Below are 14,726 nucleotides of genomic sequence, written 5' to 3'. Positions count from 1 at the left end.
TCTTGGCTTTGTCTGAACGACTTACGCGCGCCCAGGAAATCCTGGGCCATGAGTTCAATAATAAGGTGCTGCTGCGCGCGGCCCTTACGCATCCCTCGGCAGTCGAGGGCCAGCCGGTTTCTGCCAGCTATGAGCGCCTTGAGTTCTTGGGCGATTCCATTTTGGGCGCTGTGGTCGCACGCTCCCTGTTTGAATCCTATCCGGAGTTTGACGAGGGCAAGCTCACGCGCCTGAAGGTGTCGCTTGTCTCGGGCGCTACGCTGTCCGAGGTTTCTCACGAGCTGGGCATCGACGACATCATCATCTTTGGTGCCTCCGAGACCGGTACCGGTGCGCGCGGCCTGCATTCGGCGCTCGAGAACGTCTATGAGTCGCTCGTGGGCGCGCTGTACCTGGATGCTGGCTGGGATGCCGCGGCAGAGTTCATTCACCGTACGCTTAAGCCGCATTTGGCTTCCGAGCGTGCCGAGCATCCTGCGAACCCCAAGTCGTTTTTGCAGGAGTGCGTGCAAGCCGACGGTCACGAGCCCCCGGCGTACAAGCTCGTTGGCTCCGAGGGCCCGGCGCATGCGCCCACCTTTACCGCCGTGGTTTTGATCGATGGTATTCGCCAGGGTCGCGGCTCCGGCTCCTCAAAGAAGGAAGCCGAGGGAGCCGCCGCGCTCGAAGCGCTCGACCGCATGGGTTACACCACCAACGGCGTGATTTTGAACAAGAAGCACGTGTAAGCGAGGAACCGTGTATCTCAAGTCCCTCACGCTCAAAGGGTTCAAGTCGTTTGCCGATCGCGCCCATATGACGTTTGAGCCGGGCCTGACCGTCATCGTCGGTCCCAACGGCTCGGGAAAATCGAACATCTCTGACTCGATTCTGTGGGTCCTGGGCGAGCAGAGCGCCAAGCAGCTGCGCGGCCAGGCCATGGAGGACGTCATCTTCTCGGGCTCGTCAGCGCGCAAGCCGGTGGGTATCGCCGAGGTCACGCTGGTGCTCGATAACTCGGACCATATGCTGCCCGTCGATTTTGACGAGGTCGCCATCACCCGTCGCATGTATCGCTCGGGTGAAAGCGAGTACCTCATCAACTCGAGTCCGTGCCGCCTGATGGACATTCAGGACATCCTGCACGATTCAGGCCTGGGTAAGGATACGCATTCCATCATCAGCCAGGGCAAGCTCGACGCCATTTTGCAGAGCCGCCCGGAGGAGCGCCGCGCCCTCATCGAGGAGGCCGCCGGCATCTCCAAGCACAAGCGCCGCAAGGAACGCGCGCTCAAAAAGATTAAGTCGATGGACGAGCACCTGACACGTGCCCGCGACATCAATAAGGAAATCGCCCGTCAGCTGCGACCGTTGGAGCGTCAGGTCGATCGCGCGCGCAAGTATAAAGAGCTGTCCTCGCGCGCGAACGAGCTTACGCAGATGCTAGCCGTCGACGAGCTGCGTTCGCTGCAGTCGCAGTGGAACGACCTGGAGAGCCGTTCCAAGGAAGGTGCCGCCGAACTTGAGCTTGCGCAGTACCGCTTGGGCGAAAAGGAGCGCGAGCTCGAGAAGCTTCAGGTCATGCTCGAGGAAAAGGGCCTGTTTGTGGGCGACCTGGGCGAGCAGCGCCGTCATATGCAAGATGTGGTCGGCCGCATTAACTCCGACATGCGCCTGCTCGAGGAAAAGGGCCACAACATGGTGTCGCGCCTGTCTGACATGCGCGGACAGATTTCGAGCTCCGAGCATCAGCGTCGTCGCGTGGTCGAGGAGCTCGAGGACGCGCGTGCGCAGCTTGAGGAAGTGACCGGTGCGCACATGCAGGCCCAGGAGGACGTTGACGCCGCTGGCCCTGCCGCTGCCGAGCTCCACGAGCGGCGCGTGGCGCTCGACAATCAGATCTCGCAGCTTACGCGTGAGCAACGCGATGTGCAGCGCGTAGCCGATAATGCCGCGCTCGAGCTCGCCAAGGTGAAGGATTCCTTGAGCAATGCCGAGGTCGAGGACAACATGTATGCCTCGCGCCTGGAGCAGATTGACGAGCAGCTCGAGGAGGTCATGGCCTCGCTCGAGAGCCGTCGTGACCGCGCCGAGGAGCTTGAAGGCGCTCTTGAGGAAGCGCGCCAGGCCCAGGCCGATGCACGTGAGGCCACCGAGGTCGCCCGTGCAGCCCTGAAGGACTTGCGTAATCGTGAGAGTGAGGCGCGCAACAAGCTGTCCGAGGTGCGCTCGGAGCTTGCCAGCCAAAAGAAACTCGATGCCCGCATGGCCGACAGCTCGCCGCTCGTGAGCCGTCTGGTGGGTGTGCTGGGCGACGATGTCTTGGGTCGTCTGGGCGACGTGCTGGAGGCCCCGCGCGAGCTTGAGGGCCTGGTTGAGCAATTGCTCGCCGGCGATATCGATGCGCTGCTGTTTGATGACGCCGCCACGCTTGAGCGTGCCGGTCGTGCGGCTCTGGACCAAAAGAAGGCCTCGGGCGAGGCATTGCTGGTGGCGCGCGGCGTGAGCGGCTCTACCGCCGCTGAGGGCGCTGCCGGTACCCGCCTGGTTGATCGTCTGTCCGTGCGCGCAGGCTACGGACCCGTCGTCGAGGCGCTGCTCGGCGGCTATTACGTAGTGGACGATCTTTCTGCCGCGCTTTCGGCGCCGGTCGTTGACGGCGTGACTTACGTGACCCCCGATGGCGCCCGCGTCGCCTGCGGCGGCCTGGTGCGTGTGGGCCTCGATGCCGGCGAGGCGTCGGGTGCTCTGGAGCGTAAGCGTCGCATTCGCGAGCTGGAGGGGCTTGAGCCCGATTTGGCCGCTGTGTTTGAGCATGTGTCGGATCAGGTCGTCGAGGCCAATGCGGCCGTTGAGGAAGCGCGTGCCGCTGAGGGCGATGTCGCCGGTGAGATTGCCCGTCTTGAGGGCGAGCGCCGCTCGCTGCTTTCCGAGATCGGCCGCTTGGAGCAAAGCGCCAACAATGCCGAGGTCGAGCGCGTGCGCATCTCCAAGCGCCGCGAGCAGGCCGCCGAAGCCGTTCGCGCTGCGCGCCCGCGGGTTGATGAGCTCACCCGTTCGCGTGACGAGGCCCGCGCGCAGGCAAGCGATCTGGGCTTGCAGATTGCCGAGGCCAACGACGAACTTGACCGCGTTCGCCGTGACGATTCCGAGGCCGCCGGTAAGCTCGCCGATGCCAAGGTGCGCCTGGCCCAGACGAGCGAGCGCCTGCGTTCGCTGAAGGGCCGCGTGCCCGACCTTGAGCATCGTCTTGAGGGCATCGACCGTCGTATCCGCGGAACACGCCAGGCCTCGCGCTCGCTCGAATTGCTGCGCCTGCGCGTCGATCCCATGCACGAACGCTATTCGGCCCTGCTGGAGCGCGCGTCGGATTGGGCCTCGCGTCTGCGTGACCAGGCTTCGCTCGAGGAGGCTGACTCGGCCTCGCTTAAGAAGACCATTGAGGACGCCAAGGCCGAGGTCTCCCGCGCCAAGGAGCGGGTCGATGCCGCCACCGCGACGCAAAACGAGTTCAAGGTCGCTCGCGGCAAGCTTGAGGTGCAGGTAGAGGCGGCTATCAAGGCCATTACCGCCGATGGCACCACGGTGCTCGAGGAGGCGCTCATGCTTCCTGCGCCCACCGACCGTGACGCTGCCGAGCGTGAGCTCAACCAGCTCGTGCGCCAGATCAACAACCTGGGCCCTGTGAACCAGGTTGCCATGGAGGAGTACGAGCAGCTCAAGCGCCGCGCCGATTACATCGAGGAGCAGCTGGCCGATCTGGAGAGCGCGCGCAAGGCGCTCACCAAGATCACCGTGGCCATTGACCGTAAGATGCGCAAGGCCTTCCTGGTGACCTTCGAGAAGGTCGATGCGAACTTCCGCGAGATCTTCGCCATGCTGTTTCCGGGTGGCCAGGCACATCTGGAGATGACCGACCCTGAGCATCCGGCCGAGACGGGCATCGAGGTCGTGGCGCAGCCGCGTGGCAAGCGCATCACCAAGATGATGCTCATGTCGGGCGGCGAGAAGAGCCTGACGGCGCTCGCCTTGCTCTTTGCTGTCTATCGCACGCGTACGGTGCCGTTCTATGTGCTGGACGAGGTCGAGGCGGCGCTCGATGACGCCAACCTGTCCAAGCTCATCGGCGCACTCGACGTGTTGCGTTCCGATACGCAGCTCTTGGTTATCTCGCATCAGCGCCGTACTATGGAGGACGCTGACGTCCTCTACGGCGTCTCGATGCAAGCCGACGGCGTCAGTCGCGTCGTCTCGCAAAAACTCGATCGCGAAACCGGAAAGGTCGTGAATGCATAATGGGATTCTTCGATGCTCTCTCGCGCGGACTTGAGCGCAGCCGCGAGGCCCTCAACGAGGTCTTCTACTTTGGCGGCGAGGTCGACGAGGATTTTTGGGAGGACCTAGAGGACACCCTCGTCATGGGTGACATGGGTGCCGAGGTCGCGATCCAGGTGTCCGATGACCTGCGCGATGCCGCGGCCAAGAAGAACCTTAAGACCGCCCCGCAGCTCCGTCGCGCCCTGGCCGAGCAGCTCGAGCAGCATTTTGTGCCCGTCGAGCGCGATCCGTTCGCCGACACGCCGAGTTGCGTGCTGTTTGTGGGCATTAACGGTGCCGGCAAGACCACGACGGTCGGCAAGATCGCGAGCGCCATGTCTGCCCGCGGCAAGAACGTCGTGATCGGCTCAGCCGACACCTTCCGCGCCGCCGCCATTGAGCAGCTCGATGTGTGGGGCCAGCGCGCCGGCGTTCCCGTCATCAAGCGCGACCGCGGCTCCGACCCGGCGAGCGTTTGCTACGACGTGCTCGACGAGGCCGACAAGCGCGGCAGCGACCTGGTGCTTATCGACACCGCCGGTCGTCTGCACACGAGCCCCGAGCTCATGCGCGAGCTTGCCAAGGTGGTCAACGTGACGCGTAAGCGCGCCGCCAATATGGCCGCCGGCCCCATGCCCGTCTCGGTCGTCCTCGTAATCGATGCCGCAACAGGCCAAAACGGCCTGAACCAGGCGCTCGAGTTTAACGAGGCGCTGGGCCTGGACGGTATTATCATGACAAAGCTCGACGGCACGGCAAAGGGCGGTATCGCCATGGCCGTGGCCGAGAAGCTCAAGCTTCCCATCCTGCGCATCGGCGTGGGCGAGCAGGTCGATGACCTGCAGGAGTTTAATGCCAAAGATTTCTGCCGCGCCCTGGTGGGCGAGTCCAATTAAGGAGTGACTAGTGTTTGATTCCCTGAGCGATCGCCTCAACGACACATTTGACCGCCTGCGCGGCAAGGGCAAGCTGACCGAGGCCGATATCACCTCGGCCATGCGCGACATTCGCATGGCGCTGCTCGAGGCCGACGTCAACTTCAAGGTCGTCAAGGAGTTCGTCGCCAAGACCAAGGAGCGCTGCATGACCGCCGAGGTCATGGAGTCGCTGTCGCCGGCGCAAAACGTCGTCAAGATCGTGCTCGATGAGCTCACCGATATGCTCGGTTCCACCGAGAGCAAGCTCGTCTTTAGCAACCGCATCCCCAATGTCATCATGCTCGTGGGCCTGCAGGGCTCCGGTAAGACCACGGCGGCCGTAAAGCTGGCATACCTGCTCAAGAAGCAGGGTCGCTCGCCGCTGCTCGCCGCGTGCGACGTCTATCGTCCCGCCGCTGCCGACCAGCTTGCCACGCTCGGTGGCGAGATCGGCGTGCCGGTCTTCCGCGGTGACGGCGCGCACCCGGTCGATATCGCCAAGGGCGCCATCCAGGAGGCCGTTGACCACCTGCGCGACGTGGTCATCGTCGATACCGCCGGTCGCCTGCAGATCGACGAGCAGATGATGCAGGAGGCCGTGGACATCAAGAAGGCCGTCAAGCCCGATCAGGTGCTGATGGTTGTCGATGCCATGACCGGTCAGGATATCGTCAACGTCGTCTCGACCTTCGCCGAGCGCACCGACTTTGACGGCGTGATCATCTCCAAGCTCGACGGCGATGCCCGTGGCGGCGGCGCGCTTTCCGTGCGCCAGGTGACCGGCAAGCCCATCAAGTTCGTGAGCATGGGCGAGAAGCCCGATTCGCTGGAGCCGTTCTATCCCGATCGTATGGCCAAGCGCATTCTTGGCATGGGCGACGTTGTCGGCATTATCGAGAAGGCCCAGGAGGCGGCCGACGCCGAGCAGCTCGAGGCTGCCGAGCGAATGCTGCGCGAGGGCTTCACCATGAACGATATGCTCGACCAGATGAAGGCCGTCAAGAAGATGGGCGGCATGAAGGGCATCCTGGGCATGCTCCCCGGCGGCCAGCGTGCGCTCAACCAGATGGGTGGCAACCTGGACGAGGGCATCTTCGATAAGAACGAGGCCATTATCATGTCGATGACCAAGGAGGAGCGCCTGCGTCCCTCCATAATCAACGGTCAACGTCGCGCGCGTATCGCCAAGGGCGCCGGCGTAACCCCCACCGAAGTCAATACCCTTATGAAGCAGTGGGGCGAGATGAATAAGATGATGGGCCGCATGCGCACGATAGCCAATCAGGCACAGGCCGGCGGCAAGAAGGGCAAAAAGGGTAGGAAGGGCAAGAAAATGCGCATGCCCAATATCCCTGGCCTGGACGCTATGGGTCTGGGCGGCATGGGCGGCCTGGGTACGGGCGGTCCCAAGTCCGATATGGAGCTGCTGCGCCAGATGGAAGCGCAGATGCGCAATAAGAAATAGGGCTGTAATTCCAGCTTGATATGGCAAAGGCCACTCGGAAGCTACCGGGTGGCCTTTGTTGTTGGCTTTGATTGTTGGGTTGCGTTCGGCGTCGCGCCCCGAGCTCGCGGTGTCGTGCCGTTAGTGGCAGCTGCAGCCCTCGTGGCCCTCGTGCTCGTGATGGTCGTGGCAGCTGCAGGACTCGCCGTGTTCGTGGGCGTGGTCGTGGTCATGGCCGTGGCAGCCGCACGTGGCCTCGCCGTTCTGTGCGAGCGTGCCGGCGATAAGGGCCTCGACGCAAGCGTCGCAGCTGCCCTGGGCACCTGCGTATACCGTGATGCCGGCTTGGGCAAGCGCATTGATAGCGCCGCCGCCGATGCCGCCGCAGATGAGCGTGTCCACGCCACCGTTGGCGAGCAGGCCCGCAAGGGCACCGTGGCCGGTGCCGCCGGTGCCCACGACCTGTTCGTTGAGCACCTTGCCGTCCTGAATGTCGTAGATCTTGAACTGCTCGCTGCGGCCAAAGTGCATAAAGATGTTGCCGTTGTCGTACGTGGTTGCCACCCTCATGGTGTCGACCTCCTTTGCTGGCCATGCGGCCGTCGCTGTGGTGATGGGGGAGTACGCGATATTGCCGCCCTCGATGATGAGCGCTCGTCCGTTGACCAGCGCGTTTGCCACCTTGCGATGCGCGCGGCTGCAGATTGCCGCCACCGTGGCGCGAGCAATGCCCATCTGCTGTGCGACGGCCTCTTGGTTAAGGCCTTCCAGGTCGCACAGGCGCAGCGCCTCGAGTTCGTCGACCGTCATGTCGATGGCATCGCCGCTCGCCAGGCCATCGGGGGTAAAACCGCGATATTCGGGGATGATTCCGACGCGGCGCAGTTTTTCGCGTCTTCCTGCCATGCGCACTCCTTATCTGACATATGTCAACAATAGGATAACTCGATGCTCATTGAGCGCAAGGAATTTCTGGCATATGTCAGAAAATGAGGGCTTATGTTAGGGCTGTGGGGCCGCGTGCGCCTGGGCTACAATGAATCTCGCTTGTAGGCGACTGACAGGAGGGTCAATGAGCAAGGCTGATCAACAGTTTGTAGCCATGTGCCGCGATATTCTGGACCATGGCACCACCACCGAGGGCCAAAAGGTCCGCCCGGTGTGGGAGGACGGCACCCCTGCCTATACCATTAAAAACTTTGGTGTCACGGCGCGCTATGACCTGCGCGAAGAGTTCCCGGCACTTACCCTGCGCCGTACGGCGCTTAAGTCTGCTATGGACGAGATCCTATGGATCTATCAAAAGAAGTCCAATAACGTGCATGACCTCAACAGTCATATTTGGGATGAGTGGGCTGACGAGACCGGCTCTATCGGCAAGGCCTACGGCTACCAGATTGGCCAGAAGAGCCATTACGCCGAGGGCGACTTCGATCAGATGGACCGCGTGCTGTACGACCTCAAGCATACGCCGTACAGCCGTCGTATTATGACGAACACGTACGTGTTCAGCGATCTATCCGAGATGCATCTGTATCCGTGCGCCTACAGCGTGACCTATAACGTCACTCAGCGTCCGCAGGACGACAAACCGACGCTCAACATGATTCTCAACCAGCGTAGCCAGGACATTTTGGCCGCGAACAATTGGAATGTGTGCCAGTACGCAATTCTGTTGATGATGGTTGCGCAGTCGGTCGATATGATTCCCGGCGAGCTGCTGCACGTGATCGCCGATGCCCACATTTACGACCGCCATGTCGATATCGTCCGCGAGCTTATCGAGCGTCCGCAGTTTGCCGCGCCCAAGGTAACGCTCAACCCCGATGTGCATGACTTCTATGCGTTTACGACCGATGACCTGATCGTCGAGGGCTACGAGCACGGCCCGCAGGTCAAGAACATTCCCATTGCGGTGTAGGTGGCGCTCATGACGTGTAAGCTTTCTGCCATCGTCGCCGTGTGCGATGACTGGGGTATTGGGTGCGAGGGCGACATGGTGGTGTCCAACCGTGCCGACATGCGTCATTTTGTGGCGCGCACCAAAGGTTGCCCGGTCATTATGGGACGCAAGACGCTGTTGAGTTTTCCCGGCGGACGACCGCTCAAGAATCGCCGCAACATTGTGCTCACGCGCGACCAAGGCTTTGCGCCCGAGGGCGTCGACGTGGTGCATAGCGTTGATGAAGCGCTCGCCGTGGTAGCCGATGAACCCGTTGCGTGGGTGATTGGCGGCGGCGAGGTGTATCGGCAGTTTTTGCCGTATTGCGTGGAGGCCGAGGTCACGCACAACCATTGCATCCATGCCGTGGACACGTACTTTCCCGATCTGGATGCCGATCCCGCGTGGGAGATTGCGCGACGTGGTGGTGTTGCTACGATTGCCGCGGGCGAGGGTGACGAGGGTCTCGATTATGAGTTCGTGACGTATCGTCGCGTTGATGTGTAAACCCGTTTATCCCTTCGGTATTATCGGGTTGGAATGAGTGGCGGGGTAGCGCATGGCGTTGCCCCGATATTTGTATAGGTGCTGCAAAGAAAGGTGCGGGCTGGCTGCTATGACTGATGCCGTTGAGGTGCTGCAAATCGATTCGCTCGAGGACGAGCGGCTCGATGCCTACGTGCGACTGACCGAGCGCGAGCTGCGCTGCGTGTTGGAGCCGCAAAAGGGCATCTTTATCGCCGAGAGTGCCAAGGTTATCGAGCGCGCGGTTCGCGCCGGATACGAGCCGGTGAGCTTTCTTTTGGGCGAACGCTGGCTCGACCAGATGATGCCGCTGTTTGAGCGCCTGGTTGTGCGCGAGGGCGCGGGCCCGGTTCCCGTGTTCGTGGCCTCGATGGAGCTTATGGAGCAGCTGACGGGCTTTAACGTGACACGCGGTGCGCTCGCGGCATTCCGCCGTCCACGTCAGATTCCGGTAGCCGAGTTCTTGGGTGGCGTCGTCGAGGCGGCGGGGGAGCGCCCGGTGCGCGTGTGCGTGCTCGAGGGCATTGTCGACCACACCAACGTCGGCGCGATTTTCCGCTCGGCGGCTGCGCTGAACGTCGATGGCATTTTGGTGAGCCCTACGTGCTGCGATCCGCTGTACCGTCGCTCGGCCCGTGTGAGCATGGGCACGGTGTTCCAGGTGCCCTGGACACGCATTGGCAGCGAGGCTCGCGTATGGCCGCATGATGGGCTGGCGGCGCTACACGATGCCGGCTTTTCGTGTGCCGCCATGGCATTGACGGATGATTCGGTGTCGTTGGACGATTCCGCGCTGCAGGAGATTGACCGCCTGGCAATCTTTATGGGCACCGAGGGTGCTGGCTTGGGCGCCAAGACCATTGCGGGCTGTGACCGAGCCGTGCGAATTCCGATGGCGCACGGGGTCGATTCGCTCAACGTGGCCGCGGCAAGTGCTGTCGCCTTTTGGCAGCTGTGTCCGCATGTGAGCAATGAGTATCACTACCAGCCGGGTTTGTATCACTAAACAGATATTTCGCACCGGGCTGTGGTTCGGGGCGTTTCGGCCGACGCTGGTCGGTGCTAAGCTGGTGTCGGCTTTGGTCTTAAATTGCCGTTTTGTTGTATGACGTACGCTAGTGGGGAGGGCGTGTGGCTAAGAAATCTACGGCTATCGATGTAACGCAGGGTGTCATTTGGCAGCAGCTGCTGTCGCTGTGCGTTCCCATTTTCTTTAGTTCGTTCTTTCAGCAGGCATACACGCTTATCGGTACCTATATCGTCGGTCAGTTTGGCGGCAAGCTCGCGCTGGGTGGCATTCAGGCCACGATGGTGCTCACCGAGCTCTGCATTGGTTTTTGCGTCGGTGTGGGTGCTGGCTGTGCCGTTATTACCGGTCAGTTTTTTGGCCAGCACGATGACGAGCGCCTGAGCCGATCGGTCCACACGGCCATGACGCTCGCGCTGGTGGGCGGTATCGCTTTCTCGATTCTTGGCATAGTGTTCGTTGAGCCCATGCTGGTGCTTATGAATACGCCGCATGAACTATTGGCCGAGGGCGTGGCCTATGCCCGTTGCTATTTTGCCGCCATGGTTGCGGCGCTGCTGCTCAATATGGGAACGGCATTGCTGCGCGCCGTGGGCGACACGCGCGGGCCCGCTGTGATCATCGCTTCCGGCTGCCTTGTTAATGCGGTGCTGGATGTCATCTTCGTTGCCGTACTTCATATGGAGGCTCTGGGCTGCGGCATCGCGGTGGCGCTGACCATTTGCTCCAATGCCACGATGATCGTGATTCGTATGATGCACGCACCGGGTGCGTGGCGGCTTTCACTGTCCAAACTCGGCATTGATCCTGGTATTTGTAAGAGCATGATTTCGTGTGGTCTGCCGCTTGGCTTTCAGTCTGCTGCGTATTCGATTTCCAACGTTTTGATTCAGGTGTCGGTCAACTCGTTTGGTGCCGATGTCACCACGGCTTGGGGTCTTTCGGGCCGCCTGGATGGCATTGTCTGGATGGTTACCGAGGCGCTTGGCGTGTCGATTACCACGTTCTCGGCACAGAACTTTGGCGCGCGCAACTACGAGCGTATGCGAAAGGGCTACCATACGTCGCTCGTGCTGTCGTTTATGCTCATTGGTGGCCTGTCTGCCGTGCTGCTGGTGTTCTCGGGTCCGTTGTCGCGCCTGTTTGTCGACGATGCTTCGATTTCGGCGTACACCACGACGATTCTTCACTTTATCGCGCCGTTCTACGCGATCTTCTCGATTATCGAAAACGCGTCGGGCTCCATTCGCGGCGCCGGCGTGAGTCTGCAGCCTATGATGCTCACCATCTTTGGCACCGTTGTCTTGAGGGTGATTTGGGTGTTTGCGATCATGCCCTTCGATCCGTCGCTCGAGCATCTACTGCTGGTCTACCCCGTAACCTGGCTCATTACGGCCACGATGTTCACCATCTACCACCACAGCGGCAACTGGCTAGGCCGCGCCATCGCCTAATGATCCCTTGGGGCGGAGGGAAACGGATCATTGCTCTCCGTCGTGATGTCGATGTCCGTTTTCCTCCGTCCCCTTCGGTTTCATTAGTATTTAATGCCTTGGCGGGCCAGGAGGCCTTCGTCGAAGTAGTGTTTGACGGGGCGCATTTCTGTGACCAGGTCGGCGAGGTCCGCGAGGGGCAGCAGGCCGCGGCAGGTCAGTATGAGCTCTGTGGTGTCGGGTTTCATCGCGATTAGTTCCTCGACATCCTCTCGCGCCACAAAGCCGCGGCGCATGGCCTCGCCGAGTTCGTCCAAAATCAGAACGTCGACCTGTGAGATCTGCTCGCGTGCGAGCTCCATGATCTGTGCGGCGCAAGCCTCGGGCGTGTCGCGGTCGGCCTGTGCAATTCGTAACCCTAGGCGTGGTGCCGCATCATGCTCGGCGCAGTGCAGCTTCTTGGCAATCTGCAGCATGAGTACGTCGAGCCCATAACCTGTGGCGCGCATCGCCAATCCCAGCGCAGCCGTGGTTTTGCCCTTGCCATCGCCCGTATAGATCTGAACCTTGCCGACTTCGAGTGATGCCATCTCTATCCTTTCGTGCCCGGCGTCGGTTTATCGCCGGCCGGGTTGGGTATTCTAGTTAGCATTATCAACCCCAGTAGATGGAGTTCAAGCAGATGGAGATGGATGACAACAAGCGTAGACGGAATATGATCCTCTACGTGCTCATCGCCTTCGTCGTCTACCTCGTGCTCTCGACCGTTCTGTTCCCTAACATCGGTCACACGCAGCAGATTACGAAGACCGATTACTCGACGTTTGTCAAAGCGCTCGATAAGAAGAGTGTCGACAAGGTCGAGTACAACACGGACGATTACTCGATTTATTACACCAAGAAGGGCGAGGACGAGAACATCGCCTATAAGACGACCGGTGTGCCGAACGATGCGGGCTTTACCGATCGCGTGCTTGAGTCTGGCGCTTCGCTGGAGTCGGTCGTTCCCGATAAAAACTCGGGTTTGATGACCTACTACCTGCTCACGCTCATTCTTCCCATGGCGATTTTCTTCCTCATCGGTTGGTGGCTCAACCGCCGCATGAAGAAGGCTATGGGCGATGACGGCCCGTCGATGAACTTTGGCGGCGGCGGTTTTGGCGGCGGCGGACTGGGTAAGTCCGGCGCGCGCGTGATCGCCTCCAAGGACGTGGGCGTGACCTTTAAGGACGTCGCCGGCCAGGAAGAGGCCAAGGAGTCCCTCAAGGAGGTCGTCGACTTTCTGGAGAAGCCGCAGCGCTACGAGGAGATTGGCGCCAAGCTGCCGCGCGGTGCTCTCCTTGTTGGCCCTCCGGGTACCGGTAAGACCCTGCTAGCCAAGGCTGTTGCCGGCGAGGCTGGTGTTCCGTTCTTTAGCATTTCGGGTTCTGAGTTCGTCGAGATGTTCGTCGGCCGTGGCGCCGCCAAGGTGCGTGACCTTTTTAAGCAGGCCAAGGAAAAGGCCCCGTGCATCGTGTTTATCGACGAGATCGATACCATCGGTAAGAAGCGCGATGGCGGCGGTTTTAGCGGCAACGACGAGCGTGAGCAGACGCTCAATCAGTTGCTGACCGAGATGGATGGCTTCGATAACCATAAGGGTATCGTTGTCCTTGCCGCAACCAATCGCCCCGACAGTCTCGATCCGGCGCTGCTGCGCCCCGGTCGTTTTGACCGCCGCATCCCCGTCGAGTTGCCCGATCTGACCGGCCGTAAGAACATCCTTGAGCTTCACGCCAAGAGTGTGAAGACCGAGCCGCCGATTGACCTGACCGCGATTGCCCGCGCCACGCCCGGTGCCTCGGGCGCCGACCTGGCCAATATCATCAACGAGGGCGCCCTGCGCGCCGTTCGCGAGGGTCGCAAGCGTGCAACCCAGGACGACTTCGAGGAGTCGGTGGAGGTCGTCATTGCCGGCCAACAGCGTAAGTCCACGGTGCTTTCCGACCACGAGAAGCAGGTCGTTTCCTACCACGAGATCGGCCATGCTATCGTCGCTGCCCGCCAAAAGGGTTCCGCGCCGGTTACCAAGATCACCATCGTGCCGCGCACGAGCGGTGCTCTTGGCTATACCATGCAGGTCGAGGAGGACGAGCGCTTCCTGACGACACGCCAGGAGGTCTTGGACAAGCTCGCCGTCTACTGCGGCGGCCGTGCGGCCGAGGAACTCATCTTTGGCGAGATGACGACCGGTGCCGCCAACGATATCGAACAGGCCACCAAGCTTGCCCGTAATATGGTGACGCGCTTTGGTATGTCCGACGAGTTTGGCATGATGGCGCTCGGTACCGTGCAGAACGCGTATCTCAATCAGGACACGTCGCTCACCTGCGCCCCTGGTACGGCCGAGCGTGTGGACGCGATTGTCGCTAAGCTGATCGAGGACGCGCACGATCGCGCCCTGCAGATCCTCAAGGAAAACAAGTTCAAGCTCCATGAGCTGGCTCGTTATCTGTACAAGAAGGAGACCATCACGGGTGAGGAGTTCATGAACCTCCTCACGCGCGAGAATCCGCTGATGCCCAAGCAACAGTAAAGCCGCGGTCGAGCCAGTAAACGTCGACGCCCCATTTGAGCAGCTTTCTCAAATGGGGCGTTTTGCTTGAGAGGGATGGAAATGAAGATCGTGGTGAGTGCCTGTTTGATGGGCGAGAGCTGCAAGTATAATGGGCTCGACAACTATCATCGCGAGTTGGTCGAGGCCTGCGAGCGTACAGGGACCGAGGTCCTCTTGGTGTGCCCTGAGGTCTTTGGGGGCCTGCCCACGCCGCGCAAGCCGTCCGAGATTGTGAACGGCGAGGTCTGTACCTGCGAGGGCGTGTCCGTTGACCTGGAATTTCGCCTAGGCGCCCAACGTGCGCTCGACATGTGCGAGCAGGCGGGTGGGCCGGAAGAGATCGTCGCGTGCATCCTGCAGGACCGTAGTCCCTCGTGCGGCGCGAGCCTCATCTACGACGGAACATTCAGTGGCACCCTCACGGCGGGCAACGGCGTCTTCGTTGATTTACTGCTCCGCCACGGTTATCGCGTGATCCCGGTTAGCGAGTTCGATCCCAGCATGCTGGAGCAATAAAAAACCACCACAAGGGCACTGCTCCCTTGT

12 protein-coding genes are annotated in these 14,726 nt (G+C 61.1%); 10 read left to right on the top strand and 2 right to left on the bottom strand.

Translation table 11 applies throughout. The annotated features are described in order from the left end of the window. Positions 1 to 2: 2 nt before the first annotated feature. The 4 genes from rnc to ffh are packed head-to-tail and all read left to right on the top strand — an operon-like array spanning position 3 to position 6,678. Entirely contained in the window at positions 3 to 728 is a 726-nt protein-coding gene (rnc, locus tag AAAX31_RS06445; RefSeq protein ID WP_117716046.1) for a ribonuclease III, read from the top strand. 10 nt (positions 729 to 738) lie between these two features. Next, complete coding sequence (gene smc / locus AAAX31_RS06440; protein WP_226802750.1) at positions 739 to 4,275, top strand: chromosome segregation protein SMC; 3,537 nt, start codon at positions 739 to 741, stop codon at positions 4,273 to 4,275. Continuing rightward, entirely contained in the window at positions 4,275 to 5,192 is a 918-nt protein-coding gene (gene ftsY, locus AAAX31_RS06435; protein ID WP_117769597.1) for a signal recognition particle-docking protein FtsY, read from the top strand. Before smc ends, ftsY begins: the two co-directional genes overlap by 1 nt. 10 nt (positions 5,193 to 5,202) lie before the next feature. Further along, on the top strand, positions 5,203 to 6,678 hold the full coding sequence (gene ffh, locus AAAX31_RS06430) for a signal recognition particle protein (protein WP_117769598.1): 1,476 nt from the start codon (positions 5,203 to 5,205) through the stop codon (positions 6,676 to 6,678). Between the two features lie 120 nt (positions 6,679 to 6,798). Here the strand turns inward: ffh and AAAX31_RS06425 are convergent, their stop codons facing one another. After that, positions 6,799 to 7,563 (bottom strand): DUF134 domain-containing protein, encoded by a 765-nt coding sequence (locus AAAX31_RS06425; RefSeq protein WP_346968747.1) that lies wholly within the window; start codon positions 7,561 to 7,563, stop codon positions 6,799 to 6,801. 166 nt (positions 7,564 to 7,729) lie between these two features. Between AAAX31_RS06425 and thyA the strand changes: the two genes are divergently transcribed. The 4 genes from thyA (at position 7,730) to AAAX31_RS06405 (ending at position 11,605) form a co-directional block, all read left to right on the top strand. Further along, positions 7,730 to 8,578 carry a thymidylate synthase gene (gene thyA, locus AAAX31_RS06420; RefSeq protein ID WP_006234017.1) on the top strand — a complete coding sequence of 283 codons (849 nt, stop codon included), beginning with the start codon at positions 7,730 to 7,732 and terminating at the stop codon, positions 8,576 to 8,578. Between the two features lie 9 nt (positions 8,579 to 8,587). Then, the gene (locus tag AAAX31_RS06415) at positions 8,588 to 9,106 is read left to right on the top strand and encodes a dihydrofolate reductase (protein WP_117769600.1); all 519 of its coding nucleotides are present in this window, start codon (positions 8,588 to 8,590) and stop codon (positions 9,104 to 9,106) included. Between the two features lie 109 nt (positions 9,107 to 9,215). Continuing rightward, positions 9,216 to 10,130: an RNA methyltransferase gene (locus AAAX31_RS06410; protein WP_117769601.1), complete on the top strand. Its 915-nt coding sequence runs from the start codon at positions 9,216 to 9,218 to the stop codon at positions 10,128 to 10,130. Between the two features lie 125 nt (positions 10,131 to 10,255). Continuing rightward, positions 10,256 to 11,605, top strand: a complete 1,350-nt coding sequence (locus AAAX31_RS06405) for an MATE family efflux transporter (protein WP_117769602.1) — start codon at positions 10,256 to 10,258, stop codon at positions 11,603 to 11,605. A gap of 83 nt (positions 11,606 to 11,688) precedes the next feature. Here the strand turns inward: AAAX31_RS06405 and AAAX31_RS06400 are convergent, their stop codons facing one another. Further along, positions 11,689 to 12,174: a cob(I)yrinic acid a,c-diamide adenosyltransferase gene (locus tag AAAX31_RS06400; protein WP_117847666.1), complete on the bottom strand. Its 486-nt coding sequence runs from the start codon at positions 12,172 to 12,174 to the stop codon at positions 11,689 to 11,691. Positions 12,175 to 12,266: 92 nt separating this feature from the next. Here AAAX31_RS06400 and ftsH point away from each other — a divergent pair, with 92 nt between their 5' ends. Together ftsH and AAAX31_RS06390 are read left to right on the top strand one after the other, a co-directional pair. Next, positions 12,267 to 14,159 carry an ATP-dependent zinc metalloprotease FtsH gene (gene ftsH, locus AAAX31_RS06395; protein ID WP_171021520.1) on the top strand — a complete coding sequence of 631 codons (1,893 nt, stop codon included), beginning with the start codon at positions 12,267 to 12,269 and terminating at the stop codon, positions 14,157 to 14,159. A gap of 81 nt (positions 14,160 to 14,240) precedes the next feature. Beyond that, entirely contained in the window at positions 14,241 to 14,696 is a 456-nt protein-coding gene (locus AAAX31_RS06390) for a DUF523 domain-containing protein (RefSeq protein WP_117769604.1), read from the top strand. The last annotated feature ends 30 nt before the right edge of the window (positions 14,697 to 14,726 follow it).

It is taken from the genome of Collinsella sp. CLA-ER-H5 (assembly GCF_040092375.1).
GTDB lineage: Bacteria > Actinomycetota > Coriobacteriia > Coriobacteriales > Coriobacteriaceae > Collinsella.
Note: the sequence above shows the minus strand (reverse complement) of the source record. Positions and strands in the feature narration are given on the sequence as shown.

Excerpts from the sequence above, each read along its gene's own strand:
- ftsY (WP_117769597.1), top strand. The coding sequence starts at position 4,275 with ATGGGATTCTTCGATGCTCTCTCGCGCGGACTTGAGCGCAGCCGCGAG.
- AAAX31_RS06425 (WP_346968747.1), bottom strand. The coding sequence starts at position 7,563 with ATGGCAGGAAGACGCGAAAAACTGCGCCGCGTCGGAATCATCCCCGAA.
- thyA (WP_006234017.1), top strand. The coding sequence starts at position 7,730 with ATGAGCAAGGCTGATCAACAGTTTGTAGCCATGTGCCGCGATATTCTG.
- AAAX31_RS06415 (WP_117769600.1), top strand. The coding sequence starts at position 8,588 with ATGACGTGTAAGCTTTCTGCCATCGTCGCCGTGTGCGATGACTGGGGT.
- AAAX31_RS06410 (WP_117769601.1), top strand. The coding sequence starts at position 9,216 with ATGACTGATGCCGTTGAGGTGCTGCAAATCGATTCGCTCGAGGACGAG.
- AAAX31_RS06400 (WP_117847666.1), bottom strand. The coding sequence starts at position 12,174 with ATGGCATCACTCGAAGTCGGCAAGGTTCAGATCTATACGGGCGATGGC.
- ftsH (WP_171021520.1), top strand. The coding sequence starts at position 12,267 with ATGGAGATGGATGACAACAAGCGTAGACGGAATATGATCCTCTACGTG.
- AAAX31_RS06390 (WP_117769604.1), top strand. The coding sequence starts at position 14,241 with ATGAAGATCGTGGTGAGTGCCTGTTTGATGGGCGAGAGCTGCAAGTAT.